The sequence below is a fragment of the Streptomyces scopuliridis RB72 genome (assembly GCF_000718095.1).
In the GTDB taxonomy this organism is placed as follows: domain Bacteria; phylum Actinomycetota; class Actinomycetes; order Streptomycetales; family Streptomycetaceae; genus Streptomyces; species Streptomyces scopuliridis.
This window is the reverse complement of sequence record NZ_JOEI01000004.1, coordinates 23,766-49,582: the sequence shown is the minus strand read 5'-3', so window position 1 is coordinate 49,582 and position 25,817 is coordinate 23,766. Positions and strand designations below refer to the sequence as shown.

25 protein-coding genes and 1 pseudogene are annotated in these 25,817 nt (G+C 70.4%); 15 read left to right on the top strand and 11 right to left on the bottom strand.

The annotated features are described in order from the left end of the window. Positions 1 to 114: 114 nt before the first annotated feature. Complete coding sequence (locus IF11_RS0104645) at positions 115 to 846, bottom strand: class III extradiol dioxygenase subunit B-like domain-containing protein (protein WP_030350109.1); 732 nt, start codon at positions 844 to 846, stop codon at positions 115 to 117. A 79-nt stretch (positions 847 to 925) separates the two neighbouring features. Beyond that, the gene (miaB, locus tag IF11_RS0104640) at positions 926 to 2,413 is read right to left on the bottom strand and encodes a tRNA (N6-isopentenyl adenosine(37)-C2)-methylthiotransferase MiaB (RefSeq protein WP_030350108.1); all 1,488 of its coding nucleotides are present in this window, start codon (positions 2,411 to 2,413) and stop codon (positions 926 to 928) included. 120 nt (positions 2,414 to 2,533) lie between these two features. Between miaB and IF11_RS0104635 the strand changes: the two genes are divergently transcribed. After that, positions 2,534 to 3,535 carry a TAXI family TRAP transporter solute-binding subunit gene (locus IF11_RS0104635; protein ID WP_030350107.1) on the top strand — a complete coding sequence of 334 codons (1,002 nt, stop codon included), beginning with the start codon at positions 2,534 to 2,536 and terminating at the stop codon, positions 3,533 to 3,535. 42 nt (positions 3,536 to 3,577) lie between these two features. Here the strand turns inward: IF11_RS0104635 and IF11_RS0104630 are convergent, their stop codons facing one another. Together IF11_RS0104630 and IF11_RS0104625 are read right to left on the bottom strand one after the other, a co-directional pair. Then, entirely contained in the window at positions 3,578 to 4,969 is a 1,392-nt protein-coding gene (locus tag IF11_RS0104630) for a sensor histidine kinase (protein ID WP_030350106.1), read from the bottom strand. 6 nt (positions 4,970 to 4,975) lie between these two features. Continuing rightward, positions 4,976 to 5,689 carry a response regulator transcription factor gene (locus IF11_RS0104625; protein WP_030350105.1) on the bottom strand — a complete coding sequence of 238 codons (714 nt, stop codon included), beginning with the start codon at positions 5,687 to 5,689 and terminating at the stop codon, positions 4,976 to 4,978. Between the two features lie 303 nt (positions 5,690 to 5,992). Here IF11_RS0104625 and IF11_RS0104620 point away from each other — a divergent pair, with 303 nt between their 5' ends. From IF11_RS0104620 to IF11_RS0104590, 8 genes are all read left to right on the top strand, one after another. Then, the gene (locus tag IF11_RS0104620; protein ID WP_030350104.1) at positions 5,993 to 6,778 is read left to right on the top strand and encodes an amino acid ABC transporter ATP-binding protein; all 786 of its coding nucleotides are present in this window, start codon (positions 5,993 to 5,995) and stop codon (positions 6,776 to 6,778) included. Positions 6,779 to 6,929: 151 nt separating this feature from the next. Beyond that, on the top strand, positions 6,930 to 7,763 hold the full coding sequence (locus IF11_RS0104615; RefSeq protein WP_030350103.1) for a glutamate ABC transporter substrate-binding protein: 834 nt from the start codon (positions 6,930 to 6,932) through the stop codon (positions 7,761 to 7,763). A gap of 74 nt (positions 7,764 to 7,837) precedes the next feature. Further along, positions 7,838 to 8,512 (top strand): amino acid ABC transporter permease, encoded by a 675-nt coding sequence (locus tag IF11_RS0104610; RefSeq protein WP_030350102.1) that lies wholly within the window; start codon positions 7,838 to 7,840, stop codon positions 8,510 to 8,512. After that, positions 8,509 to 9,399: an amino acid ABC transporter permease gene (locus IF11_RS0104605; protein WP_030350101.1), complete on the top strand. Its 891-nt coding sequence runs from the start codon at positions 8,509 to 8,511 to the stop codon at positions 9,397 to 9,399. Before IF11_RS0104610 ends, IF11_RS0104605 begins: the two co-directional genes overlap by 4 nt. Positions 9,400 to 9,552: 153 nt before the next feature. Further along, positions 9,553 to 11,142, top strand: coding sequence for an FAD-dependent monooxygenase (locus IF11_RS0104600; protein ID WP_051745502.1), 1,590 nt, complete (start codon positions 9,553 to 9,555; stop codon positions 11,140 to 11,142). Positions 11,143 to 11,196: 54 nt separating this feature from the next. After that, positions 11,197 to 11,283: a putative leader peptide gene (locus IF11_RS43120; protein ID WP_311307652.1), complete on the top strand. Its 87-nt coding sequence runs from the start codon at positions 11,197 to 11,199 to the stop codon at positions 11,281 to 11,283. Positions 11,284 to 11,360: 77 nt separating this feature from the next. Beyond that, the gene (locus tag IF11_RS0104595; RefSeq protein ID WP_030350099.1) at positions 11,361 to 11,930 is read left to right on the top strand and encodes a cupin domain-containing protein; all 570 of its coding nucleotides are present in this window, start codon (positions 11,361 to 11,363) and stop codon (positions 11,928 to 11,930) included. Next, complete coding sequence (locus tag IF11_RS0104590) at positions 11,927 to 12,376, top strand: rhodanese-like domain-containing protein (RefSeq protein WP_240627989.1); 450 nt, start codon at positions 11,927 to 11,929, stop codon at positions 12,374 to 12,376. Before IF11_RS0104595 ends, IF11_RS0104590 begins: the two co-directional genes overlap by 4 nt. A 121-nt stretch (positions 12,377 to 12,497) precedes the next feature. Here the strand turns inward: IF11_RS0104590 and recX are convergent. After that, a pseudogene (gene recX / locus IF11_RS0104585) lies at positions 12,498 to 13,169 on the bottom strand (recombination regulator RecX); the annotation flags it as partial. Further along, positions 13,088 to 14,212: a recombinase RecA gene (gene recA, locus IF11_RS0104580; protein WP_030350096.1), complete on the bottom strand. Its 1,125-nt coding sequence runs from the start codon at positions 14,210 to 14,212 to the stop codon at positions 13,088 to 13,090. The gene recA and the pseudogene recX, both read right to left, overlap by 82 nt. A gap of 589 nt (positions 14,213 to 14,801) precedes the next feature. On the opposite strand from recA, the gene IF11_RS0104575 reads away from it, so the two are divergent. From IF11_RS0104575 to IF11_RS0104555, 5 genes are all read left to right on the top strand, one after another. After that, a complete protein-coding gene (locus IF11_RS0104575) occupies positions 14,802 to 16,592 on the top strand; it encodes an FG-GAP repeat domain-containing protein (RefSeq protein ID WP_051745501.1) in 1,791 nt (596 codons plus the stop codon). A 97-nt stretch (positions 16,593 to 16,689) separates the two neighbouring features. Beyond that, on the top strand, positions 16,690 to 17,931 hold the full coding sequence (locus IF11_RS0104570) for a sensor histidine kinase (RefSeq protein WP_030350094.1): 1,242 nt from the start codon (positions 16,690 to 16,692) through the stop codon (positions 17,929 to 17,931). Positions 17,932 to 17,958: 27 nt separating this feature from the next. Continuing rightward, positions 17,959 to 18,624 (top strand): response regulator, encoded by a 666-nt coding sequence (locus tag IF11_RS0104565; protein ID WP_030350093.1) that lies wholly within the window; start codon positions 17,959 to 17,961, stop codon positions 18,622 to 18,624. A 158-nt stretch (positions 18,625 to 18,782) separates the two neighbouring features. Continuing rightward, positions 18,783 to 20,123 carry a cytochrome ubiquinol oxidase subunit I gene (locus IF11_RS0104560; protein WP_030350092.1) on the top strand — a complete coding sequence of 447 codons (1,341 nt, stop codon included), beginning with the start codon at positions 18,783 to 18,785 and terminating at the stop codon, positions 20,121 to 20,123. Positions 20,124 to 20,132: 9 nt separating this feature from the next. After that, positions 20,133 to 20,915: a cytochrome d ubiquinol oxidase subunit II gene (locus IF11_RS0104555; RefSeq protein WP_030350091.1), complete on the top strand. Its 783-nt coding sequence runs from the start codon at positions 20,133 to 20,135 to the stop codon at positions 20,913 to 20,915. 33 nt (positions 20,916 to 20,948) lie between these two features. Here IF11_RS0104555 and IF11_RS0104550 read toward each other — a convergent pair whose 3' ends face one another. Then, positions 20,949 to 22,151, bottom strand: a complete 1,203-nt coding sequence (locus tag IF11_RS0104550; RefSeq protein WP_078490461.1) for an AI-2E family transporter — start codon at positions 22,149 to 22,151, stop codon at positions 20,949 to 20,951. Between the two features lie 308 nt (positions 22,152 to 22,459). After that, positions 22,460 to 22,654, bottom strand: a complete 195-nt coding sequence (locus tag IF11_RS0104545) for a DUF3046 domain-containing protein (RefSeq protein WP_030350089.1) — start codon at positions 22,652 to 22,654, stop codon at positions 22,460 to 22,462. 79 nt (positions 22,655 to 22,733) lie between these two features. Here IF11_RS0104545 and IF11_RS0104540 point away from each other — a divergent pair, with 79 nt between their 5' ends. Continuing rightward, positions 22,734 to 23,693 carry a hypothetical protein gene (locus tag IF11_RS0104540; RefSeq protein WP_030350088.1) on the top strand — a complete coding sequence of 320 codons (960 nt, stop codon included), beginning with the start codon at positions 22,734 to 22,736 and terminating at the stop codon, positions 23,691 to 23,693. 61 nt (positions 23,694 to 23,754) lie between these two features. Here the strand turns inward: IF11_RS0104540 and IF11_RS0104535 are convergent, their stop codons facing one another. The 3 genes from IF11_RS0104535 to IF11_RS0104525 form a co-directional block, all read right to left on the bottom strand. Continuing rightward, positions 23,755 to 24,063, bottom strand: coding sequence for an AzlD domain-containing protein (locus tag IF11_RS0104535; RefSeq protein ID WP_030350087.1), 309 nt, complete (start codon positions 24,061 to 24,063; stop codon positions 23,755 to 23,757). Continuing rightward, entirely contained in the window at positions 24,060 to 24,839 is a 780-nt protein-coding gene (locus IF11_RS0104530) for an AzlC family ABC transporter permease (protein WP_420894638.1), read from the bottom strand. The genes IF11_RS0104535 and IF11_RS0104530 overlap by 4 nt, the downstream gene beginning before the upstream one ends. 121 nt (positions 24,840 to 24,960) lie before the next feature. Continuing rightward, positions 24,961 to 25,794, bottom strand: a complete 834-nt coding sequence (locus IF11_RS0104525) for an AraC family transcriptional regulator (RefSeq protein WP_030350085.1) — start codon at positions 25,792 to 25,794, stop codon at positions 24,961 to 24,963. Positions 25,795 to 25,817 lie beyond the last annotated feature (23 nt).

Sequence of the window (25,817 nt, the reverse complement as noted above, 5' to 3'; positions counted from 1 at the left end):
CCGGCCTGGACGGCCGTGAGGCGCTTCGCAGCGCTTCGCGGCCGTCGCTTTTTGCGCCCTGAGACGGGTCGGCTTTCGCACCCTGGGACGGGTCGACGCCGGGACCAGGCGGTGTCAGGACCAGGCCGCGACGAGATACCCCACGCCGTAGGGCGCGTCCTCGTACAGCAGCTCGCCGCTCAGGCCGGCCCCCTCGGCGGCGCCCGCGAGCACCTGCCAGGGCGCCCGGCCCGCCGCCTTGAGTGCGTACGCCAGCTCCGCGTCCAGCGCCTTCAGCGCCGCCACGTCCGCCGTGCGCAGGGCACGAGCCACCTCCTCGTCGAATCCGGCCGCCCGTTCGTCCAGATATCCCGGCGCCTTCAGGGAGCGGCACGCGCTGGCGTCGCCCATCACCAGCAGCGCCACCCGGCCGGCCCGCGCCGCGATCTCCCGTCCTGTCCGCAGGCACCGCTCGGTGTCGAGAGGTTCCCCCACGCCCAGTCCGCTGGCAGGGGCGGCGGTCCAGTGGGCATGCCCGAGCAGCCAGGCGGCGACCGCCAGGGACGCGGGCAGTTCCCGCTGCCCTGGGCTTTCACCAGCCCCGGCCCGCGCCGCGGACGTGCCCAGGACGACATCGAGGTCAACGCCGAAGCCGCGGAAGGACCCGACCGTCCCTGAAGGATGCTCCCCCCGGCGGTCCCGCTCGGCGGGTCCGACGACGATCAGCCGCTCCGGCCTCGCGGCCGCCAGCACCCCGAGGGCATCGCCACACGCGGCGCGTACGGCATCGAGCTCGGGGGCGGCTCCGGCGGCCACGGCGGGTACGAGCAGGGGCGGACTGGGACACACGGCGGCGGCTACGAGCATGATCCGCAGCCTAGACGAGTACGTACTGAGACCCGTCTGCTACGTACTGAGACCCGTCTGCCCGCAGGGCAGTGCCCCGTCACTCGACGGAGCAGCCGCCCGTCACCGCCGGCAGCGGGGCCGGTACCCCGACCGAGGGCAGCCCCAGCAGCACGCCCGCCGGCTTCGCCGCCTCGGTCGCGTTCCGACGGTCCCAGGCGTCCCCGGCGCGGGTACGACGTACCTTCCGCGTCGGTCCCTCGGCGAGCAGGTGGTGCGGCGCGGCGTAGGTGATCTCGACGGTGACCACATCGCCGGGACGCACCTCCTCGTCCGGCTTGGTGAAGTGCACGAGGCGGTTGTCGGGGGCGCGTCCGGAGAGCCGGTGGGTGGCGCCGTCCTTGCGTCCCTCGCCCTCGGCGACCATGACCTCCAGCGTCCTGCCTACCTGCGTCTTGTTCTCCTCCCAGGAGATCTCCTCCTGGAGGGCGGACAGCCGCATGTAGCGCTCCTGGACGACCGCCTTGGAGATCTGCCCCTCCATCTCGGCGGCCGGGGTCCCGGGGCGCTTGGAGTACTGGAAGGTGAACGCCTGCGCGAAGCGCGCCTCGCGCACGACCCGCATGGTCTGCTCGAAGTCCTCCTCGGTCTCGCCCGGGAAGCCCACGATGATGTCGGTGGAGATGGCGGCGTGCGGGATGGCGGCGCGCACCTTGTCGATGATGCCGAGATACCGGTCCTGCCGGTACGAGCGGCGCATCGCCTTGAGGATGACGTCCGAGCCGGACTGGAGCGGCATATGGAGCTGCGGCATCACATTCGGCGTCTCGGCCATCGCCGCGATCACATCGTCCGTGAAGTCGCGCGGGTGCGGTGAGGTGAAGCGGACCCGCTCCAGGCCCTCGATCGCGCCACAGGCCCGCAGCAGCTTGGAGAACGCCTCGCGGTCACCGATGTCGGATCCGTACGCGTTGACGTTCTGGCCCAGCAGCGTGATCTCGGAGACGCCCTCGGCGACCAGCGCCTCGATCTCGGCCAGGATGTCGCCGGGGCGGCGGTCCTTCTCCTTGCCGCGCAGCGCGGGGACGATGCAGAAGGTGCAGGTGTTGTTGCAGCCGACGGAGATGGAGACCCACGCGGCGTAGGCGGACTCGCGGCGGGTCGGCAGCGTGGAGGGGAAGGCCTCCAGCGACTCGGCGATCTCGACCTGGGCCTCTTCCTGGACCCGCGCGCGCTCCAGGAGCACCGGCAGCTTGCCGATGTTGTGCGTGCCGAACACGACATCGACCCAGGGGGCGCGCGTCACGATGGTGTCGCGGTCCTTCTGCGCCAGACAGCCGCCGACGGCGATCTGCATGCCCGGCCGCTTGGTCTTCATCGGCGCGAGCCGGCCGAGGTTGCCGTACAGCTTGTTGTCGGCGTTCTCCCGCACCGCGCAGGTGTTGAAGACGACGACGTCCGCGTCCCCGTCGGAGCCTTCGGGCGCGCGGACGTATCCGGCTCCCTCCAGCAGGCCCGACAGCCGCTCGGAGTCGTGGACATTCATCTGGCACCCGTAGGTGCGTACCTCGTAAGTCTTCGCGCTCATCTCGCCCACCAGAGTAAGGGGTCAGCCGGGACAGCTGCCCGGGGATTCCCCCGCGAAGCCCGTGGCGAGCAGAAGACAAGGCCTGGCCATTACGGGGAGTGAGCTGACAGGATCGGTGGCATGTTCGGCCTTACGTCCCGTATCAGCCGCGGTCGCGCCTTCCAGGGCGCCGCCGCGGTGCTGGTGCTGCTCGGGCTGCTGCTGTGGTGGCTGCTCCCGATCGGGACGTCCTCGCCGAGCGGCTCGGTCACGTTCAGCACGGGCGTGACGAGCGGGGTCTACCAGCGGTACGGAACGCTCCTGAAGCAGGATCTCGCCCGCGATCTGCCGGATGTGTCGATACAGCTCCGGACGAGCGAGGGCTCGCAGCAGAACATCGCGCGGGTGGCGACGGGCGAGGCCGATTTCACCATCGCCACCGCCGACGCCGTCGCCAAGTACCAGAAGGACGGCAAGCCGGGCGCGGACCGGCTGCGTGGCTGCGCGCGGCTGTACGACGACTATGTGCAGCTGGTCGTCGCGAAGGACTCGGACATCCGCTCCACCGCTGATCTGCGCGGCAAGAAGGTGGGGGTGGGGCAGGAGGGCTCGGGGGTCCGGCTGATAGCCGACCGGCTGCTGGCCGCCGCGGATCTCGACCCACGGAAGGACATCGTCCCGTTCTCGGTCGGGATCGACACGATGCCGGGCCTTCTCGAACGGCGCGAGCTGGACGCCTTCTTCTGGTCGGGCGGGCTGCCCACCGGCGCGGTGCAGGACCTGTCGGAGCGCTTCGAGATACGGCTGGTTCCGCTGGAGTCCACGCTGGTCGACCGGCTGCACGCCTCGGGCGAGGCCGCGTCCCGCTACTACCGCTCCGCGGTGATACCCGCCGACGCCTACGGCACGGCGCAGAACGGCACGGCCGTACCGACGGTCGCGGTGGCGAATCTGCTGGTGACCACCGACCGGATGAGCGCCGGGCTGACGGAGGGCTTCACCCGCACGGTGATCGACAGCCGGGACCGGATCGGCGACGAGGTGCATCCCGCGCAGCTGGTGGATCTGCGGACCGCGATCTATACGGACCCGCTGCCGCTCCATGAGGGTGCCAAGCGGTACTACCGGTCGGAGAAGCCGTAGGTTCTGCCCGGGTTGCTCGGCTCATCCGGTCAGGCCGTCCGCTCAGGCCGTCGGGGATGATCTCGGGACGCTGAGCGTGACCCGGAGTCCGCGCGGTTCGCCGTGCTCATAGGCGATCGAGCCGCCGCCGGCCGCGAGCAGGGCCCGCGTGATCGACAGACCGAGCCCCGATCCCTTGATGTTCTGGTGGCGGTTGCTGCGCCAGAAGCGGTCCCCGATCCTGGCGAGCTCGTCATCCGTGAGACCGGGACCGCCGTCGTTGATGACGATCTTCGAGGTCGTGCCGTTGCGGGCCACCGTGACCGTGACCTCTTCGCCGGCCGGGGTGAACTTGAGGGCGTTGTCGATCACGGCGTCCAGGGCGCTGGAGAGCGCGATGGGGTCGGCCCAGGCGGTCACAGCAGCGCGGTGCTCGGTGAGCCTGACGCCCTTCTCCTCGGCGAGGGCCCGCCAGGCGGCGACCCGCTCGGCCGCCACCTCACCGATGTCGGTGAGCCGCAGATCGGCGGCGGCGTGCTCGGCCAGCGCCAGGTCCAGCAGATCGTCGAGGACCTGTGCGAGGCGCTTGCCCTCCGTCCGTACGGAGGCGATCTCCTCGTTCCCCTCGGGCAGTTCGAGGCCGAGGAGCTCGATACGGAGCAGCAGGGCGGCGAGCGGATTGCGCAACTGGTGCGAGGCGTCCGCGACGAAGGCGCGCTGCTGTTCCAGCACGTCCTCGACGTTGTCGGCCATCTCGTTGAAGGAGCTGGCCAGCCGGCGCAGTTCGGGCGGTCCGCCGGCCGCCGCGACCCGGGAGTTCATCCGGCCGGTGGCGATGTCGTGGGTGGCCGCGTCCAGTACCCGTACCGGACGGAGCACCCAGCCGGTCAGCCGGATCGCGGCCCCGACGGCGAGCAGCATGGCCGCCACCTCGCCAGCGGCGATGATCAGCCAGCCGTGGAGGATGCGCGAACGCATCTGGCCGGTCGGTGAGTCGGTCACCACCACGGCGACGACGTCCCCGTCCCGTACGACCGGCGAGTCGACGATCAGCCGGCCGTTCTGCCAGGGCCAGACCTGCTCGGGGTCGCCGCTGCGCCGGCCGAGCAGCGCCTCCTCGAAGGACTGCCTGGCCGGGCCCTCCTCGGGGACGCTCCAGCCCTCCGGGGCGCGGGCCATGACGCCGTTGTCGCGGTAGAAGACGCCGGCCCTGACCCCGTACACCTCGTAGTACCTGGTCAGTTCGGCCTCCAGCATCGTGCGCCGTTCCTGGGCGCCCGAGCGGCTCTCGGAGACGAACTGGGCGAGGGCCGCGACCCGCGCGGTGTCATCGATCCGATCGACGACGACGCGCTGCTGCTCGGCGGCGGCGAGACTCACGGCGAGCGGGAAGCCCAGGGCGAGGAGCACGCCCGCCATGAGGATGATGAGCAGCGGCAGTAGTCGGGTGCGCACGGGGCGTTACGGACCCTGGTGTGCGCCGGGGACGACCAGGCGGTAGCCGACACCCCGTACGGTCTCGATCAGCGCCGGCATGCCGAGCTTGCCGCGCAGGGAGGCCACATGGACCTCCAGCGTGCGCCCCGTACCTTCCCAGCTGGTGCGCCAGACCTCGCTGATGATCTGTTCGCGGCCGAACACCACACCGGGGCGCTGGGCGAGCAGGGCCAGCAGATCGAACTCCTTGCGGGTCAGCTGGACGGCCGTACCGTCCACGCTCACCCGACGGGTGGGCAGTTCGAGGCTGAGACGCCCGAGCCGCTGGGCACCCTCGGGGGCCGGGGCAGGCTCGTCGCCGCTCGTGGTGCGCCGGCTGACGGCATGGATACGGGCGAGCAGCTCGCCGGTGTCATACGGCTTGACCACGTAGTCGTCGGCGCCGAGGTTGAGGCCATGGATCCGGGAGCGGACATCGGCCCGCGCGGTCACCATGATCACCGGCGTCGAGGTGATCCGCCGGATCTTGCCGCAGACCTGGTAGCCGTCCTGGTCGGGCAGTCCGAGGTCGAGCAGGACGACCGAGAACGGCACCTTGCCCACATTGGCCGCGGGCAGCACCGCCTGGAGCGCCTCCTCACCGCTGCGGGCATGTACAACCTGGAATCCATGCTTGGCGAGCACGGCCGACAGGGCGGCGGCCACATGGTCGTCGTCCTCCACGAGCAGCAGTCTCACGGGCCCCCTTCACGGTCGCGGTTCGGGTCGCGACGTCGATCGCGCTGATACGTCGCGCCGTTTCATGTTCATGCGCTGTTAGTACGTACCAGGCATCCACGCCGATCGCGCACGGTCAGTCAAGGGTCTTCCCGTTACGCCAAGGTTTCCGTTACCCACCCGGTACTCCCGCCACCGCCCTCTTCACGCGGAGTGTCCGGTTGCGGCCGGATCGTTATGCTCAATTTCCGCTCAGATGTAATGACGCTGATCGCAGTGCGTGACTAAGGTCCTCCCAACCGAGGAGGACGGAGCAAAAAGCCGATGAGCGGAGTGTCAGTGACCAAGGGCGCCGAGGACGCCGTGCCTGCGACGGGCGACCTGGTCGTACTGAGCAACGTGAACAAGCACTTCGGCGCGCTGCATGTGCTCCAGGACATCGACCTGACCATCGCCCGTGGCGAGGTCGTGGTCGTCATCGGGCCCTCCGGGTCCGGCAAGTCCACACTGTGCCGCACCATCAACCGCCTGGAGTCGATCGATTCGGGCGCGATCACCATCGACGGCAAGCCGCTGCCGGAGGAGGGCAGGGAACTCGCCCGGCTGCGCGCCGATGTCGGCATGGTCTTCCAGTCGTTCAACCTCTTCGCACACAAGACGGTGCTGGAGAACGTCACGCTGGGCCAGATCAAGGTCCGCAAGACGGACAAGGCGAACGCCGAGGAGAAGGCGCGCGCGCTGCTGGACCGCGTGGGCGTCGGCTCGCAGGCCGACAAGTACCCGGCTCAGCTCTCGGGCGGCCAGCAGCAGCGTGTCGCCATCGCGCGGGCGCTGGCCATGGGCCCGAAGGTCATGCTCTTCGACGAGCCGACCTCCGCGCTGGACCCCGAGATGATCAACGAAGTACTTGAGGTCATGCAGCAGTTGGCGCGCGACGGAATGACGATGGTCGTCGTCACCCATGAGATGGGTTTCGCGCGCTCCGCGGCGAACCGGGTCGTCTTCATGGCGGACGGCCGGATCGTCGAACAGGCCACGCCCGACGAGTTCTTCAGCAACCCACGCAGCGACCGCGCCAAGGACTTCCTGTCGAAGATCCTGCATCACTGATCACCGCTCTGGACACGGATCTCTCACCCGGGTTCGTTCGCCCGGATCCTTTTGTCCGGATCGTTCACACGGCTCATCACGGCTCTTCTTACGGCTTTGCCGAGTACGGCAGAACCGGTTCGTTCACGTCTCACCCGAGGGAAGTTCACGCATGAAGCTTCGCAAGGCAAGCGCGGCGGCAGCCGCCGTTGTCGTCCTCTCCCTGACCGCCACCGCCTGTGGCGGCGACAGCGCTGACAGCGGCAACGGTGGCGGCGACAAGATCACCATCGGTATCAAGTTCGACCAGCCGGGCCTCGGTCTGAAGAAGCCCGACGGTACGTTCGCGGGCTTCGACGTCGATGTCGCGACCTACGTCGCCAAGGAACTGGGCTACGACGCCAAGAACATCGTCTGGAAAGAGGCGCCCAGCGCCGAGCGCGAGAACCTGATCTCCAACGGAGACGTGAAGTTCGTCGCCGCCAGCTACACGATCAACGACGAGCGCAAGAAGAAGGTCGACTTCGCAGGACCGTACTTCCTCGCCCACCAGGACCTGCTGGTCCGCACGGACGACAGCTCCATCACCAAGGCCGCCGACCTGAACTCCAAGAAGCTCTGTTCGGTGACCGGCTCCACCTCCGCGCAGAACGTCAAGAACGATTTCGCGCCGAAGGCCGACCTCCAGAACGTCGGCGGCTACTCCGAGTGCCTGACCGGCCTGGAGAACAAGGCCGTCGACGCCCTGACCACGGACGACTCCATCCTCGCGGGCTACGCCTCGCAGCAGGAGCACCAGGGCAAGTTCAAGCTCGCGGGCCTCAAGCTCAGCGACGAGCCCTACGGCATCGGCCTCAAGAAGGGCGACACCGACCTTCAGAAGAAGATCAACGCCGCGCTGACCAAGATGGAGTCGGACGGCTCCTGGGAGAAGGCCGTGACGGCCAACTTCGGTCCGGCCAACTACAAGAACGAGCCTGCCCCGAAGATCAACGAAGGCAGCTGAGACAGCAGTGACGCGCCGCCGGCCGGTCCGGCGGCGCGTACCGACCAGCCAACCAGGGGAGAGCGCGGGGCATCGTGTTCGAATTTCTTGATTCCGGGCAGTACGACCTGCTCGGCGCCTTCTGGGTGACGGTGCAGCTCACCCTCTACTCCGCAGTTGGTTCTCTCCTATGGGGAACGCTGCTGGCCGGGATGCGTGTCAGTCCCGTGCCGCTGATGCGTGCCTTCGGTACCGCCTACGTCAATCTGGTCCGTAACACCCCGCTGACCGTGGTCCTCGTCGCCTGTTCGCTGGGGCTCGGCCAGACCCTCCAGATCACGCTCGGCGGCGGGGACTTCGAGTCCATCGGTTTCCGGCTGGCCGTACTGGGGCTGATCGCCTACACGAGCACCTTCGTCTGCGAGGCCCTGCGCTCCGGTATCAACACCGTGCCCGTGGGGCAGGCCGAAGCCGCCCGCGCCCTGGGTCTGAGCTTCTTCCAGGTGCTGAGGCTGATCGTGCTCCCCCAGGCGTTCCGCTCGGTCGTGGCACCGCTGGCCAACGTACTGATCGCGCTGACCAAGAACACCACGGTCGCCGCGGCGATAGGCGTCGCGGAGGCGTCGGCGCTGATGAAGACAATGATCGAGAACGAAAGCAGCGCGCTCTTCGCGGTGTTCGCGGTGTTCGCCTTCGGATTCGTCGTTCTCACCCTCCCGACCGGTCTGCTTCTGGGCTGGGTCAGCAAGCGAGTGGCGGTGAAGCGATGAGTGCCACGTCCGTTCTGTACGACGCTCCCGGTGCGCGCGCCAAGCGGCGCAACATCCTCTACACGATCGTGTTCCTGGTCGTCTTCGCGCTCGCCGCCTGGTGGGTGCTCGTTCAGATGGCCGACAAGAACCAGCTGGCGTCCGAGAAGTGGAGCCCGTTCGTCACGGACTCCGAGGTGTGGACGACCTACCTGCTGCCGGGGCTCGGTGAGACCCTCAAGGCGGCGGCGCTGTCCATCGTGATAGCGCTGCCGTTCGGCGCGCTGCTCGGTATCGGCCGGCTCTCGGACCACTCCTGGGTACGGGTACCGGTCGGCGCCGTCGTCGAGTTCTTCCGCTCCATCCCGGTCCTGCTGATGATGGTGTTCGCCGCCCAGGCGTACGCGCAGTTCACCAATGTCTCGTCCGACATGCGGCCGCTGTACGCCGTGGTGACGGGCCTGGTGCTCTACAACGCCTCGGTCATCGCCGAGATCGTCCGGGCCGGCATTCTCACGCTGCCCAACGGCCAGACCGACGCCGCGAAGGCGATCGGTATGCGCAAGGGCCAGACCATGGCGTACGTACTGCTGCCGCAGGCCGTGACCGCGATGCTGCCGGCCCTGGTCAGCCAGCTCGTCGTCATCGTCAAGGACACCGCGCTGGGCGGCGCGATCCTCGGTCTGTCCGAGCTGCTCTCGCAGAACCGCACGATCACCGCGAACTACGGCGCCAACACCATCGCCACGCTCGTCGTCATCGCGCTGATCTACATCGTGCTGAACTTCATCCTCACCACCTTCGCGAGCTGGCTGGAGCAGCGGCTGCGCCGGGGCAAGAAGAGCACGGGCGCGGTGCTCCCCGATGTCAACGCCGGGACCTACGTCGGGGACGGCAGCGGCATCTGAGACAGACGGGACTGGCGGGTCCGGGCGGCGTACGCGCCGCCCGGACCGTCGCTTGACGCAAGGACCCCCAGTAGGTTGCATACGTTCTGTGATCACGCACCGGGCTCCTACCGCCCTTGACCGTATGACCGCACGGGCCGGAGGGGTCGCGCCGTGGACCCGGTGATCGTCGCCGGCGCGGGCCCCGTCGGTCTCGCGCTCTCTCTGGCCCTCGCCGCGCAGGGTGTCCCCTCCGTCGTCCTGGACGAGGGGACCGGTACGGACGATCCGCGTCCGGCCCGTACCGCCATACTGCGGCCCGACACCGCCGCCCTGATGGCACGGCTGGGCTGCACCACCCTCGGTGACGAGGGCGCGCACTGGATCGGCTGGCGTCTGATGCGGCGCAAGCAGCTCATGCGGGAACTGCCTCTCGGTGAGGACGCCCCCGCCCCCCTGCACATCCCTCAGCACGCCCTTTCGCGCGGGCTGCGGAGCGCCATCGCCGGCCAGGAGCTGGTGCGCGTGGTCACCGGCAACCGGCTCGACTCGCTGGAGCAGGACGCCCGCGGAGTCACCGTGCACACCCGCGGTCCCGGGGCGACCTGGTGGCGCGGCAGCCATCTGGTGGGGTGCGACGGCGCGAGGTCCACGGTCCGCAAGCTGCTCGGCATCCGTTTCCCCGGGCGTACGGCGGTGGAGCGGCATGCCGTCGCCGCACTCCGCGCCGAGCTGCCCTGGCCGGGCGAGGCCCTGCTGCACCGGCAGCCGCCCTGGTCCGGCGGCGGCGAGGAGGTGTCCGCCAGGCCGCTGGCCGACGGTGTGTGGCGGCTCGACTGGCTGCTGCCCTCCCGTGGCGAGCTGGTCACGCCCGACGCGCTGGTGACGCGGTTACGGGACACCCTGGCCGGCTGGTGCGGCGAGACACCGCCGTACGAACTGCTCGACACGGGCGTCTACACCCTGCACCACCGGCTGGCCAGGCGCTGGCGCGCCGGACGGGCCTTCCTCGCCGGGGACGCCGCCCATCTTCTGGGCGCGGTGGGCACGCAGGGCCTCGACGAAGGGCTGCGGGACGTCGGCAACCTCGCCTGGAAGATCGCCGAGGACTGGCACCACGGGGCGTCGGAGACCCTGCTGGACAGCTATCAGGCGGAGCGGCGCACGGCCGTCGCCGCCCGGCTGCGCGCGGCCGACCAGTCGCTGCCGATACTGCGGGGCGGCGGCGGGCTGCGTACGTACATGCCGGGCGCCACGCGCGGGCACGACACCCTGCTCGCCGACGGGCATCTGGGGCACGGACCATTGGGGGCACCGCCCGCCTATCCGCACTCCCCCCTCGCGCCTCCGCGCGCCGAGGCGCAGACGGCTGTGGGTACGCCCCCCGGCGCCCCGGTGGAGGACGTACGGGTGACCGCGCCCGACGGTACGACCGTACGGCTCGGGGACCGGCTCGGCCGTGGCCTGCACCTGGTGGTGCTGGTCGCGCCCGGCACCGGGGTGTGGGACCGGCGGCACTGGCTGACGGCTGGGGTGATGCCACGGCTGGCGGCGGCGGTGACCGCCCTGCCGGTACGGGCCGAGCTGCTGGTCACGGAGGCGTACCCGGGAGCCTCCGCGCACAGTGTGCTGCTGGTGCGGCCGGACGGGCATCTGGTGGCGGCCTTCGGTGGGGTGCGCCCCGCCGATCTCTACGCGGCGGCGGACGCGGCGCGCGGAGGCAGTCCCTCCGCCCCGTCGGAGGTTCGCGCGGACGCCCCCTGACCACACTGCGAACATCGATTGACCGCCGCGGGCTCGCATGGTGTACTCCGGAACGTGACCGACACCGATGTGCGCCTGTGGCGGAGAGTCCATATGGACTTGCTCCGCTATGCGGGCTGCGTGTGTCGCCCGTCCTGCTGATTCGCCCCTCTGTCTTCACACGCTCGTCGCGCGGCGCCGCGACGGCACCTCTTCGCGAACATCTCAGGACGGTCACCATGTCTCTACCTGTACGTACCTCCGCATCCGGCACCGATGCCGACGCCGGTCGTGGTGCCGCAACGCCCTCGGCCGCCGGGCCGACCCCCGCCGAGCTGCTCGACTTCGTCCGCAGGAGCGCGGCCGACGCCGATCTGGTCTCCTCGCTCCCGCTGGATCCGGAGGGCCGTACGTGGATCCGGCTCAACGGTCCCGCGGGCAGCGAGGCATGGCTGATCGGCTGGCCGCCCGGCACGGGAACCGGCTGGCACGACCACGGCGGCTCGCACGGCGCCTTCGCCACGGCGTCGGGCACCCTCAAGGAGGACTCGCTCGCGGCCCGGCTGCCCACCGAGGGGTGGAAGACCCTGGAACTGGCCGAAGGCGTCGACCGTGAGCGGCAGTTGACGGCCGGGGAGGGCCGGGCGTTCGGCAGACACCATGTGCACGAGGTGCGCAATGAGTCCGGGGCCGAGCACGCCGTCTCCGTACACGCCTACTATCCGCCGCTGCCGCTGATGCGGCGCTACAGCCGCACGGGCGCCGTGCTCCGCCTTGAGCAGGTCGAGCGCCCCGAGGAGTGGCAGTGACGGACCAGGCCATATCCGAGCACGTGGCCATCGGTCGCGTGGGGATCGATGAGCTGCTGGAACGGGTCCGTGCGGACCTGGACCGAATAGGGCCGAGGGAAGCGGCCGAGGCTGCAGCGGACGGTGCGCTGCTCGTGGACATCCGGTACGCGGCGCTGCGCGAGCGCGACGGGCTGATCCCGGGGGCGCTGGTCGTCGAGCGCAATGAGCTGGAGTGGCGGCTCGACCCCCAGGGCAGCCATCGCGCGCGGGAGGCCACGAGCCACGATCTGCGGGTGGTGGTGATCTGCAACGAGGGGTACGCGTCGAGCCTCGCGGCGGTGTCCCTGCGGCAGTTGGGACTGCACCGCGCGACCGACCTCGTCGGGGGATTCCAGGCGTGGAAGGCGGAGGGCCTGCCGGTTGTCGCGGCCGGGGACGGCGCGGAGGCCGGGGACACGGCGTAAAGCGGGCGGGCCTGGACCCCGGGTCTGGGCTCCGGGCCTGATCATCGCCTGGCCGCTGTCGCGTCGACCGGTCGGATCCGGAGCGCCGCCCGGCCCGGACCCTCGCCGTACGGCCCGCCATCTAGTAGAGGTTCTCGTCCAGCCCCTCGGTGTCCTCCCCCTCCTCCTCCAGCGCTTGTCGGACCACCCTGAGCGCCATGCCTTCCGGATAGCCCTTGCGGGCCAGCATGCCCGCGAGCCTGCGCAGCCTTCGGTCGCGTTCCATACCGCGGGTGGCGCGGAGTTTGCGGGCGACCAGCTCGCGGGCGGTCGCCTCCTCCTGGTCGGAGTCCAGCTGCCCGACCGCCTCGTCGATCAGCGTGGCGTCCACCCCTTTCGTACGCAGCTCACGGGCGAGCGCACGCCGGGCCAGGCCCCGGCCGTGATGCCGGGACTCCACCCAGGCGTCCGCGAACGCCGCATCGTCGATCAGTCCCACATCCTCGAAGCGGGAGAGCACCTCCTGCGCCACGTCCTCGGGGATCTCCCGCTTGGCCAGCGCGTCCGCCAGCTGTTTGCGGGTACGGGGGGTTCCGGTGAGCAGGCGCAGGCAGATCGCCCGCGCCCGCTCCGCCGGATCCTGGGGCGACAGCTCCTGCCCGGCCCTCGACGGGTCGGAGCTGTCGCCCGGCCTTTCCGTCCGCCGCCTCTTCGCGTAAGGCACGGGACGAGCTAACTCTTGGCCGTGGCCGCCTTGGCCGACTTGGCCTTGGAGGCAGGAGCGGGCACGGACTTGGCCTGGTCCTCCGCGGGGGCCGGAGCACCCGCCGCGTCCGCCGCGGGCTCGGCCGTCGCGTCCGGCCGCACGCCGACGCCCAGCTTCTCCAGGATCTTCTTCTCGATCTCATTGGCGAGATCGGGGTTGTCCTTGAGGAAGTTGCGCGCGTTCTCCTTGCCCTGGCCGAGCTGGTCGCCCTCGTACGTGTACCAGGCGCCGGCCTTCCGTACGAAGCCGTGCTCCACGCCCATGTCGATCAGGCCGCCCTCGCGGCTGATGCCCTGGCCATAGAGGATGTCGAACTCCGCCTGTTTGAAGGGCGGCGCGACCTTGTTCTTGACGACCTTGACGCGGGTGCGGTTGCCGACGGCGTCCGTGCCGTCCTTCAGGGTCTCGATACGACGGATGTCGAGACGCACCGAGGCGTAGAACTTGAGCGCACGGCCACCCGTCGTGGTCTCCGGCGAGCCGAACATCACGCCGATCTTCTCGCGGAGCTGGTTGATGAAGATCGCGGTGGTCTTGGACTGGTTGAGCGCGCTGGTGATCTTCCGGAGGGCCTGGCTCATCAGCCGCGCCTGCAGACCGACGTGCGAGTCGCCCATCTCGCCCTCGATCTCCGCGCGCGGCACCAGGGCGGCGACGGAGTCGATGACGATGAGGTCGAGCGCGCCGGAGCGGACCAGCATGTCCACGATTTCGAGCGCCTGCTCGCCGTTGTCCGGCTGGGACAGGATCAGATTGTCGATGTCGACGCCGAGCTTCTTCGCGTACTCGGGATCGAGGGCGTGCTCGGCGTCCACGAAGGCCACCGCGCCGCCGGCCTTCTGCGCGTTCGCCACCGCGTGCAGCGTCAGGGTCGTCTTACCGGAGGACTCGGGGCCGTACACCTCCACCACACGGCCGCGCGGCAGGCCGCCGACGCCGAGCGCGACGTCGAGCGCGGTCGACCCGGTGGGGATGACCTCGATGGGTTCGTTCGGCCGCTCGCCGAGGCGCATCACCGCGCCCTTCCCGAATTGCCGTTCAATTTGTGCGAGAGCGGCGTCGAGCGCCTTCTCGCGGTCGGTTCCTGCCATGGGTTCCACCCGATTTGCTTGAGTCGATCGCTTCACGTCAAAGACGCTATCCCCTGCCACTGACAACGCGTCCCGACGCCCTCCCGGCCTGTGGAAAACTCCGCCGGCCCACCGCACCGGCCCACCTCTCCGGACAGCCCACCGCATCACACCGCCGACCGGTCCCGGGAACCACCGGCAGTCATCCATGAGAATGGATGTTCGATTTTACTGTCAAGCGCACCACGCGGCACACCCGTCAAGCGCGCGACCGGGCCCGACAGGACCGCCGCCCACGGACCCGATCCCGCATGGCAATTCACCTATTTCCCCACCTTCGTTAACAAAATATCCATCGGGACTTCACAACTGACTTGCCGACAGAACCCACGGCCGGATACACCTACCTCACGACCTGGGGAGGGCGTCATCGCTGTGGGGGGCAGTTCCATCACCGTGGGGGCAGTTCCCGTCGTGCCATGGGCCGACGGCAGTCCAACGACGATTCCAGCGGTGCCACATCACCTGACACCCCGCGACCCGCGCACCGCCGTGCTCGGCGTGTGCCGCCGCTGATCCCCGGGCTCCTTCACACCTCACTGGAGGCAGGATGTCCGTCCACGCAAGACCCGGGGCCGAGTGGCCCCGCAGGATCGCCCGCTCGGCCGTGCTCGGCTGCGCCGGGCTGCTGGTGAGCGGTTCGCTGATGGTCACCACGGCCTCGGCGGCCGATACGCCGGACAGCGGACCGCACGGCGCCGTCACCCTTCCTGTTCCGCCGTCCACCCGGCCCACCTTCAGCCTCCCGGGCCGCGACGGCGCGGACGCCGCCAAGGGCCAGGACCGCCGTCTCGCCGCGGGCCGGGCCGCGGCGGGCACCCCCGCGCAGCGCGGCGACATGGACGGCGACGGCTACGGCGATCTGGTGTACCGCACCGACTACGGCGAGGTCTGGGCCGACTGGGGCTCCGACGGCGCGGCCGTGATCTCCGCGGACGACTCCCAGGTCAAGGACCTGCTGCTGCCCGGCGATCTCACCGGCGACGGCAAGGCCGACCTGCTCACCGTGACGCCCACCGGCTCCCTGCGGCTGCACAGTGGGGCGAACTCCACCCTCTACGGCGGCATGACCTCGTACACCACGCTCAGCACCGGCTGGCAGGCGTACGACAAGCTGGTCGTCCCCGGCGATCTGACCGGTGACGGCACGCCGGACCTGCTGGCCCGCAGCTCCTCGGGGCTGTTCCTCTTCCCCGGCACCGGCAAGGGGTTCAAGGCCGGGATCCAGGTGGGTGGCGCCGGCTGGAGCCAGTTCGACCAGCTGGTCGGCGTGGACGATATCAACGGCGACGGTCTGGCCGATCTCGTCGCACGCAACGCCACCGGGCTGTACGTCTACCCCGGCAACGGCAGCAGCACCGGCTATCCGTTCAAGGACCGGATCCAGATCGGCGGCGCCGGCTGGAGCCAGTACAACCAACTGGTCGGCGGCACGGACTACAGCGGGAACGGCACCCCGGACCTGGTGGCCCGCGCGTACGACGGAACCCTCTACTTCTACGAGGGCAACGGCAACGGCACGTTCGCCGCCCGGGAGCAGGCCGGCACGGGCTGGGGACTGGTGACCCAGTTCGCGGGCGCGGGCAACCGGCCGCACTTCGGCAAGGCCGGCGTCTTCGCCCGTACCTCCGGCGGGACGCTCTACTACTACGGCACCACCGGCACCGGCCGGCTCACCTCGAAGTACCTGATCGGCGACGGCTGGGACCGTTCGCTGGTCCGGCTGACCCACGCGGTGTCGCTGCGCGCGAACGGCAGCTCGGACCTGATCGAGCACAGCACGTACGACGGCCACCTGTACAACGCCGGTGCCTATGCCTCGTCCGACCCCGAGATCGCGGGCGGATCCAAGTCGTACAACCTGGTCATCGGCCCCGGGGATCTCAACGGCGACGGCAAGAGCGATCTGCTGGCCCGCAGCTCCACCGCCCTCTACTTCTACGCGGGCAACGGTACGGGCATGTCGGTGAAGGGCCGCGTCCAGATCGGCGGCAGCGGCTGGTCGCAGTTCAACAAGATCGTCGGCGCGGGTGACCTCACCGGCGACGGCCGCGCCGATCTGCTCGCGCGCAGCTCCAGCGGCCTGTACCTGTACGCCGGTACGGGCAAGGCGAGTTCACCGTTCGGTGCGAAGGCGCAGATCGGCGGCGCGGGCTGGAGCCAGTACAAGAACATCGCGGCCCCCGGTGACCTCAACGGCGACGGCGTCGCCGACCTGCTCGCCTCGAACTCGGCGGGCGAGCTGTACTTCTACGCGGGCACCGGCAAGGCGTCCGCGCCTCTGAAGGCCCGGGTGAAGATCGGCAGCGGCGGCTGGAACCAGTACGCCGACCTGCTCTGAGCCTCGGGCCCCTCCGGGAGCTGGACGAGTAAGTCCGGGCGCCTCGGCCGGTGCACCACACCGGCTGGGGCGCCCGGCCGCGCCTATCCTTCCTCGCATGGTGCTCCCCTCGTGCGTCCGCGGCGGCCGGCTGTCCTCGCGCGCCGCCGATGTCGCCATGACGCATCTCGTCACCGCCGTCGTGGTCGTTTCGACGCTGGTCCAGATGGCGTCGGGGCGCGAGCCGCCCGTCCGCGCGGCGATCAGCTGGGCGCTGATCGGCATCGGCTGCGGAGCCCTGTACTTCCGGCGGCGCAGGCCGGTGGCCGTGGCCGTGATCACGCTGCTGGCCTGCGGAATCTACTATCCGGTGAGCGTGACGGACGGCCCGGCGCTGGCCGCCTTCGCGCTCGCGCTCTACACGCTGGCCGCCGAAGGACACTTCACCGTCTCGGTCGCCCTGGCGGCCGTCACCCTGCTCACCGTGGGCTTCGGCGAGGTCGTCATGAACTCCGGGCACCGCCGGATCGACGATGTCTCCGTCGCCATGCTCGCCGGCTGGCTGATCAGTCTCGTCGCGATCGGCCGCGCACAGCGCACCCGGCTCGCCTATCTCCACGAGGCCGAACAGCGGGCGCTGGCCGCCGAACGCGAGCAGGAGGCGCGGGCGCGACAGAGCGCCACCGAGGAACGGCTGCGGATCGCCCGCGAGCTCCACGACATCCTGGGCCACAGCATTTCGCTGATCAATGTCCAGTCGAGCGCGACGCTGCACCGGCTGAGCAAGAAGCCGGAGTATCCGGTCGCGCTCGCCGCCGCGGAGGAGGCGCTCAAGGCGGTCAAGGCCACCAGCAAGGAGGCCCTGCGCGAACTGCGCGGCACGCTCGGTGTGCTGCGTCAGGCCGACGAGGCGGCGCCGACCGCACCGACGTCCGGCCTCGACCGGCTGACCGAACTGGTCGAGCGGGCCCGCTCGACGGGCATAGACGTCCGCGTCCGTACGGAGGGCGGCTCCCGCCCGCTGCCGCCGCCGGTCGACCTGGCCGCGTACCGGATCGTTCAGGAATCGCTCACGAACGTGACCCGGCACGCCCGCGCCCGCAGCGCGCTGGTGACCATCGCGTACGGCGACACGGACATACGGTTGCGGATCGACGACGACGGTCAGGGCGCGGACGAGGGGGCCGCACTGCGCCCGCACGCGCTGACGGGAGCGTGCTCCAGGCCGGGCCTCTCGGGCAGCGGCATCCGCGGCATGGCCGAGCGCGCGAAGGCGTTCGGCGGCGAACTGACCGCCGGGAACACGGCCGACGGCTTCCGGGTGGAGGCCCGGCTGCCGCTGAAGCCGTCACTGAGCTGAAGCTGTCACTGAAGTGAAGGGGACTGAATGATCCGCGTGGTGCTCGCCGACGACCAGACGCTCGTACGGGCCGGCTTCCGCTCCATCCTCGACTCCGAGGACGACATGGAGGTGGTGGGCGAGGCGTCCGACGGCGAGCAGGCGATCGCCCTCGCACGGGAGTTGCGCCCCGATGTGGTGCTGATGGACATCCGGATGCCGGGACTCGACGGTCTGGAGGCCACCCGCCGTATCCTCGGCGACCCGCGCCTGGACGGCGTACGGGTCGTCATCCTCACCACCTTCGACATCGACGACTACGTCTACGGGGCGCTGCGCGCCGGCGCCTCCGGCTTCCTCGTCAAGGACACCGAGCCGATGGAACTGCTGCACGGCGTACGGGTGGTGGCGCGCGGCGACGCGCTGATCGCCCCGGCCGTCACGCGCCGGCTGATCGCCGAGTTCGCGGGCCGAGGCAAGCGGCCCGACCCGAGCCCCCGGCTGAACGCCCTGACCGAGCGGGAGATCGAGGTGATGGGCCTGGTCGGGGCGGGGCTGTCCAATCAGGAGATCGCGCAGCGGCTGGTGCTCTCGCCGGCCACCGCGAAGACCCATGTCAGCCGGATCATGACCAAGCTGTCGGTGCGGGACAGGGCGCAGTTGGTGATCCTCGCGTACGAGTCGGGCATGATCACCCCGGGCTGGCTGGCGTAACCACTGTGACGGCCCGCGGACGAGTAGCCGGATAAGCGGATAGCCGGGCCCGCGACTTTCGGCGTATGCCGCCCGGTTCACCCGCGACTCCTGGGGTACGCCGGGTGTCCCCCGGGGGCTGACGCGGCGCCGCGAGCCGTACGCCCAAGCTGTCGGGCGTGGCAGATCTCCTCACCGGCGCGAGCGGTTCCGTATCAGCCGAAACCCTCGATCTCGCACGGCTCCAGTTCGCCCTCACCGCGGGCGGGCACTTCCTGTTCGTCACCCTGACGCTGGGCCTGGCGACGATCGTCGCGTGCGTCCAGACACGGGCCACGATCAGCGGACGTCCGCTGCAGGCGCGGATGGTGCGCTTCTGGGGTCAGCTGTACGTCATCAATTACGCCGTCGGGATCGTCACCGGCATCGTGATGGAGTTCCAGTTCGGACTGAGCTGGAGCGGGCTCACCCACGACGTGGGCAATGTCCTCGGCGCCTCGCTCGCCGTCGAGACGATCGTCGCCTTCTTCGTCGAGTCCACCTTCCTAGGGCTGTGGATCTTCGGTTGGAACCGGTTCGGTAAGTGGGTCCATCTGGCGCTGATCTGGGTGGTCACGCTGACGGCCTATCTGTCGGCGTACTGGATCCTGGTCGCCAACGGCTTCCTCAACCATCCGGTGGGGCACCGGATGGAGGACGGTCGGGCGGTCCTCGACGATGTGGGCGCCCTGCTGACCAACCCGAGCGCACTGCTCGCCTTCGGGCACATCCTGGCCGGGTCGTTGCTGACCGCCGGTTTCTTCATGGCGGGCGTCAGCGCGTACCACCTCTTCCGGCGCACGCCGGAGTGGGAGTTCTTCGGGCGCAGTCTGCGGATCGGGGTGTTCGTCTCCCTTCCGGCGCTGGTGGTGACCGCGGGGTTCGGCGGTGTTCAGCTGGCGTCGCTCGCCGATCTGCAACCCATGAAATCGGCCGTGTTCCAGCAGAAGACGGCCGAAATCGCCCAGCTGCAGACGGACTTGGCCGCCCGGTTCGGGCCCGGGAACTATGTGCCCTCGGAGGCGTGGACGCGCGGCGGCGCGCTGGTGATGCTGATCGCCTTCGCGCTGATGATGTACCTCTGCGTGGCAGGTACGGTGCTCGGCTGCTTCCGGAAAGTGGTCTTCCGCTTCCGGCTCTGGCATGTGGTGCTGATGGCGTCCGTACCGCTGCCCTATCTCGCGATGATCAGCGGCTGGGTCTTCCGGGAGGCGGGCCGGCAGCCCTGGGTGGTGTACGGGGTGCTGCGGACGCGGGACGCGGTCTCGGAGGTGTCCCCCACGGCGATGCGTACCTCGCTGATCGCCTTCACCACGCTCTTCGTTCTGCTGGCTGTCGTCAACGCGCGGCTGCTCTGGCGCCATGCCCGGCGCGGTCCCGTGGAGTCCGGGCTCGGCCATGACGAACGCGCCGCACGTGACGACCGTACGGACGGGGACGAGCCCGGCCCGGCCGACCCCCTGCCCGCCACGCGCTACTGAGGAGCCGCTGTGGAGACCCTTGCCATCGTCCTGCTCGGCTTCTTCGTCGCCGGCTACTTCGTCCTCGGCGGCGCGGACATCGGGACCGGCATGATGCTGCCGTATCTCGGCCGCGACGAGGCCGAACGACGGATCGTCATCGCGTCCTTCGCCCCCTTCTTCCTCGGCAACGAGGTTTGGCTGGTGGCCACCGCAGGAGTGCTCATCGGCTGCTTCCCCGAGTTGGAGGGGGAGTTGCTGAGCGGCCAGTTCGTGGTGGTCGTACCGCTGCTCATCGGGTGGGTCGTACGGGACTCGGGCCTGTGGCTGCGCGGGCGCGCGCCCGGCGGCTCGTCCGTATGGCGCGCGCTGTGCGACGGCGCGGTGGTGTGCGGGAGCTGGGCGGTCGCGCTGTCCTGGGGACGGCTGCTCACGGCGCTGTTCTCCGGAAGTCCCGGGACACCGGCGCCGGGCCCGGCGGCCGTGCTCACGGCCCTCGCGGTGGCCGCGTGTTTCGCCGTACACGGGCTGGGCTTCGCCGCCGTACGACTGACCGGGGCGCCCTACGAACGGGCCCGGCAGCTGATGGGGCGTACGCGTCCCGCGCAGTCGCTCGCGCTGACCGCCGTACTGATGGCGGCGCTGCCCCTGCTCGCCGGGCGCCTGCTACCGCTGTACGAGTCGGCCGCGGACGGGGCGACCCTCGCGCTGCTCGTGCCCGTGGTGCTGGTGATCACCCCGCTGCTGGTCGCCGTACAGGCATGGCTATGGCGCACTTTCCGGCACCGGGTGACCGGACCGTCCTATCTCTGACCTTGCTGGACGCGGCGGTCGTCCGCTGTCCTCCTACGGCTGCGGCGGCTGGTCGTCGTCCGTGCGCGTGTCCGTGTCTGTGCGCGTGCTCGTGTCTGTCCGCGTCTCTGTGTGTGGGTCCGTGCGTGTGTCCGTGCCCAGTACGCGGCGTATCTGGCGCAGCAGTGGCACGCTGTCACGCGTTCTGCGGCCGTGCACGCGCGGATCGTCCATCACGTCGTACCGCTTCACATACGCCCCGAGGAACGCCTGGAGCGTGGCGACCGCCGGGATCGCTATCAGCGCGCCGACCGCGCCCAGCAGCGCCGTACCCGCGATGACCGACCCGAAGGCCACCGCCGGGTGGATGTCGACGGTCTTGGCGGTCAGCTTGGGCTGGAGCATGTAGTTCTCGAACTGCTGGTAGAACACGACGAATCCGAGCACCCAGACCGCGTACCAGGGGTCCACGGTGAAGGCGATCAGCATCGGCAGGGCGCCCGCCAGATAGGTGCCGATCGTCGGGATGAACTGGGAGACGAGCCCCACCCAGATCGCCAGCGCCGGAGCGTACGGCACCCGCAGGATCTCCAGCAGGACGTAATGCGCGGCACCGGAGATGAGGGCCATCAGCCCGCGTGAGTAGAGATAGCCACCGGTCTTGACGACGGCGATCTCCCAGGCGCGCAGCACTTCGGACTGCCGGGCCGGCGGGAGTACGGAGCAGAGCGCGCGCCGCAGCCGGGGCCCGTCGGCCGCGAAGTAGAACGAGAACAGGAAGATCGTCAGCAGCCGGAACAGCCCGCCCAGCACGGTGGTGGAGATGTCCAGGACGCCCGTCGCGCTGTTCTGCACATAGCGCTGGAGCCAGTCGGAGTGCAGCAGGCTGTCCTGGACGGCGACCCGGGACAGCTCCGTGCGGAAGGTGTCGTTGATCCAGTTGATCACCGAGTCGAGGTACTGGGGGAAGGAATCGACCATTTCGATGATCTGGCTCGCCAGCATGGAGCCGAGCATCACCACAAAGCCGGCACTGACGATCAGGACCGCGAAGAAGACCAGGAAAGTGGCGAGTCCACGCCGCATTCCGCGGTCCGCCATCCGGCTCACGGCGGGCTCCACAGCCAGCGCCAGGAAGAACGCGATCAGCATGTTGATCAGCAGGCCGATGAGCTGGTGGAACGCCCAGCTGCCGAGCTGGAAGCAGGCTATGAGCGCCAGTGCGAGGACCATGGCGCGCGGCAGCCAGCGGGGCATCTGGCGCCGCTCGTCGTCACTGCCCGCAGGGGACACCGGCGCGCCCGGGGAGCTCGTGGAAGAGCCCGCGGGAGCCGTCAGCGGAGGGACCGCCGAAGGAGCCGTCGAAGACGCCTCGGGGGGCGTGTCCGGTGCGGGATCCGGCGGAGGGATCGGCGGTTGGAGGTCCGGTGCGGAGTTGTCGGTCGGTGCCACTGGGCAAGTGTCGCCTACCGCTACGACAACCGACCCCATGGCCGGACGAAATCACATCGCCCCCGAGGGCTCCGCGCCGCCCCGGGCCCCTGAGGCGGCCTCCGGCCCGCGCGTCAACGCTTCTCGGGCGGAATCCCCATGGCGACGCAGACCCCGCGCCAGACGTCCTTCGCCTCCCAGCCGGCCTCCAGCGCCTCGTGCACCGTACGACCGCCCAGCTCCGCCATCACATGGTCACGGGCGAAGGAGTCGGCGTAGGCCGCCCCGAAGTGGTCCGCCATGCGCTCCCAGAAAATCGTCAACCGCATGCCACCAGTATCGCGCCCCTGAGAGTGGGGCCCGGCCGGTCCCCCATGCTCAGACCCGTTTCCGCCCTACGGTCGGAACATGGCCGGCACCGCAGCATCCTCCGAGTCCTCCGCGTCTCCCTCGTCGCCCCTCTCCCGGGCCGAGCACTTCATCTGGCTCACGGCCCGGGTGCTCGAACAACGACGGTTCGCCTATCACTTCCTGGACGGAGTGACCGGTCGGAGCCACGGCGCCGAGGCCGTCGAGGCGGCCCTCACCGCGTACCGCGAGGAGGACGGCGGGTACGGTCACGGCCTCGAACCCGATCTGCGCGGCCCCGTGAGCCAGCCACTGCATACGTCGCACGCCCTGCGCGTACTCGACTCCATCGGCCGCTGTGACGGACTGCGGGTCGAGCGGATCTGCCGCTATCTCACGGCGGTGTCCACCGCCGAGGGAGCGCTGCCCGCGGTCCACCCCTCCCTGCGCGGCTATCCGTACGCGCCCTTCCTCCCGGTCGTCGACGATCCGCCGGGCGACTTGCTGCCGACCGGCCCGGTGGTCGGGCTGCTGCACCGCAACGAGGTCTGGCACCCCTGGCTCTTCCGCGCCACCGACTTCTGCTGGGCGGCTATCGAGGGGCTGGAGGAGTCACATCCGTACGAGATCGAGGCGGCGGTGGCCTTCCTGGACGGCGTCCCCGACCGGGCTCGGGCCGAGGCGGCGGCGGACCGCCTCGGCCGGCTCGTACGGGCGCGCGGGCTGGCGGTGCTGGATCCGGCGCGCCGCGCGGAGTACCCCGTACCACCGGGGTACGCGCCGGGCGAGCATCACTTCCCGCACGACTACGCGCGCGTGCCCGAGTCACTGGCCCGTGCGTGGTTCACGGACCAGGAGATGGAACGGTCGCTCGACCATCTGGCCGGCCTTCAGCGGGAGGACGGTGGCTGGCCGATCAGCTGGCCAGAATGGGCACCAGGTACGGCGCTGGAGTGCCGGCCGATCGTGACCATCGAGGCGCTGCGGACACTGCGCGCCCACGGCCGTGCCATCAGCTGACGGCCTCAGGTCCTGACGAGCCCGTCAGGACCTGCCGGGCTTCAGCCGCCCCGTCTGCCCTTCAGCCGCCGAGTGCACGCACCCCCGCCGTGACGACCACCGCCGCCGCCACGACCACCAGGAACGGGGCCCGCAGCACCAGCGCCAGAGCCGCCGCTGCGAGCCCCGCGCCCCGGGCGTCCAGCACGAGTGCGCCGTTCGCGCTGAAGGTCTGCTGAGCGGTCAGCGCGGCGAGCAGGGCCACGGGCAGCAGGGCCGCCAGCCGCTGGACGAGGGGGCGCTCCAGCGCGCCCGCGGGCACGAGCAGGCCCAGAAGTTTGACGAGGTAGCAGCCGACGGCGGTCGCGCCGATCGCGATCCAGATGTTCAACGGTCCGTTCCCTTCCGACGAGCGCCGAGCCTGCGGCCTTCGAGCCAGACGACAGCGGGTGCGGCCAGCGCCGCCACGAGCACCGGGACACCGGCGGGCAGCACGGGCAGGAAACCGAGCCCCAGGACGACGGCGATGCCCGCGACCGCCCGCTCGGTGGCCGTACGGAGCATCGGTGCGAGCAGGGCGAGGAAGACGGCAGGTCCCGCCGCGTCGAGTCCCCAGGCGCTGGTGTCGCCAAGGGCTTCGGCGCCCAGCGCCCCGCCCAGGGTGGTGAGGTTCCACAGGACGTAGAGCGTGACGCCGGTGACGGTGAAGCCGATGCGGGCGCCGCGCCGGGTGGGCTGGGCGAGCGCGACGGCGGTGGTCTCGTCGATCACCCACTGGGCGGCGAACGGGCGTACGGGCCCCGGCAGCCGCAGCAGCTGGGACAGCCTGAGCCCGTAGAAGGCGTTGCGTACGCCGAGGAAGAACGCGCCCGCCGCGGCGGTGAGCGGATTGCCGCCCGCCGCCAGTGCGCCGACCAGCGCGAACTGCGAGGCGCCGGTGAAGACCAGCAGGCTGAGCGCGCAGGTCTGAAGGACGGTGAGGCCCGCGCCGGCCGAGGTGACGCCGAAGGCGAAGCCGGAGAGCCCGACGGCGATGCCGACGCCCAGGGCGTCGCGCACGACGGCCGAGTCGGACTTGGGCTCGGGGGCGGAGCCGGGCTCCGGGGCGCGCCGGGCGGAACCGTGCGCCGGTATGTCCGCGGACGCGGACGCTGTCTGTTCTGCCACGTCAGGGACGCTACCCGGGGTGGGCGGGACAGGTCTTGTACGTTCTTGCGCCCCGCGCTCCCCAGCTCCCGCCCCGCGCCTCATGCCTCGCCGAAAGCCCGCGCCGCGCCCAAAAGCGGGCTCACCCCCCGGAGTCGGCTGTCCGCTCCCTCCGGTACGCACCGGGCGGCACCCCGACGATCCGGGTGAACTGGCGATTCAGATGGGGCTGGTCGGTGAACCCGACGGCCACGGCCGCCTCGGCCGGAGTCGTACCGCCGTCCAGCAGCCGCCGGGCCCGGCGCACCCGCGCGTCCGTGAGCCAGGTGTGCGGCGGCAGCCCGTAGGTGTTCCTGAAGGCCCGCAGCAGCGCGAAGGGGCTGCTGCCGAGGTCCGCCGCGAGCCGCTCCAGGGACGGCGGGTCGGCCATTCGCTCCTCCAGCACGGCACGCGCACGTGCCGCGATCCGGGCCCCGGCACCCCGCACCTGGCGCTCCCGGAGCGGCCCGCCGTTCAGCCGCAGCAGCCGGGTCACCGCGACCCTCAGCAGCGTGTCGGCGGCGAGCGCGTTGCCCTCGTCGGCGGCCCGCAGCACCTGGTGAACGAGGTGCGTGGTGTACGGATCGTCCACCACGGGCGCGACGAAGCCGGGGGTACCGCGGATCATGGTGGTCTCCGCGGCGATGGACGCGATGACGTCAACGGCCGGGTAGACGGCCCCGTACTGCCAGCCCTCGGGCCCCTGGGCGTGGCCGGTGTGCGGGGTCTCGGGGTTGATCAGCGCGAGCGAGCCGGGACCGGCGTACTGATCGCCGTCGCCGTGGTGGAAGACCTCGACGCCGTCCGTGATCGCGGCGATGACGAAGGTCTCGTGGGTATGCCGCAGAAACGTCTTGTCTATGTAGCGCGCACGCAGCAGATCGACGCCCGGCAGCTCGGAATAGCGCCAGTGCCGTGCCTGCTCCCGCGGTGCCATGTGTCCATTCTGCGCCGCCGGTC

Coding starts and splice junctions, on each gene's coding strand:
- IF11_RS0104645 (WP_030350109.1), bottom strand. CDS start 846: ATGCTCGTAGCCGCCGCCGTGTGTCCCAGTCCGCCCCTGCTCGTACCC.
- miaB (WP_030350108.1), bottom strand. CDS start 2,413: ATGAGCGCGAAGACTTACGAGGTACGCACCTACGGGTGCCAGATGAAT.
- IF11_RS0104635 (WP_030350107.1), top strand. CDS start 2,534: ATGTTCGGCCTTACGTCCCGTATCAGCCGCGGTCGCGCCTTCCAGGGC.
- IF11_RS0104620 (WP_030350104.1), top strand. CDS start 5,993: ATGAGCGGAGTGTCAGTGACCAAGGGCGCCGAGGACGCCGTGCCTGCG.
- IF11_RS0104615 (WP_030350103.1), top strand. CDS start 6,930: ATGAAGCTTCGCAAGGCAAGCGCGGCGGCAGCCGCCGTTGTCGTCCTC.
- IF11_RS0104605 (WP_030350101.1), top strand. CDS start 8,509: ATGAGTGCCACGTCCGTTCTGTACGACGCTCCCGGTGCGCGCGCCAAG.
- IF11_RS0104595 (WP_030350099.1), top strand. CDS start 11,361: ATGTCTCTACCTGTACGTACCTCCGCATCCGGCACCGATGCCGACGCC.
- recA (WP_030350096.1), bottom strand. CDS start 14,212: ATGGCAGGAACCGACCGCGAGAAGGCGCTCGACGCCGCTCTCGCACAA.
- IF11_RS0104575 (WP_051745501.1), top strand. CDS start 14,802: ATGTCCGTCCACGCAAGACCCGGGGCCGAGTGGCCCCGCAGGATCGCC.
- IF11_RS0104570 (WP_030350094.1), top strand. CDS start 16,690: ATGGTGCTCCCCTCGTGCGTCCGCGGCGGCCGGCTGTCCTCGCGCGCC.
- IF11_RS0104565 (WP_030350093.1), top strand. CDS start 17,959: ATGATCCGCGTGGTGCTCGCCGACGACCAGACGCTCGTACGGGCCGGC.
- IF11_RS0104550 (WP_078490461.1), bottom strand. CDS start 22,151: ATGCCCCGCTGGCTGCCGCGCGCCATGGTCCTCGCACTGGCGCTCATA.
- IF11_RS0104545 (WP_030350089.1), bottom strand. CDS start 22,654: ATGCGGTTGACGATTTTCTGGGAGCGCATGGCGGACCACTTCGGGGCG.
- IF11_RS0104540 (WP_030350088.1), top strand. CDS start 22,734: ATGGCCGGCACCGCAGCATCCTCCGAGTCCTCCGCGTCTCCCTCGTCG.
- IF11_RS0104525 (WP_030350085.1), bottom strand. CDS start 25,794: ATGGCACCGCGGGAGCAGGCACGGCACTGGCGCTATTCCGAGCTGCCG.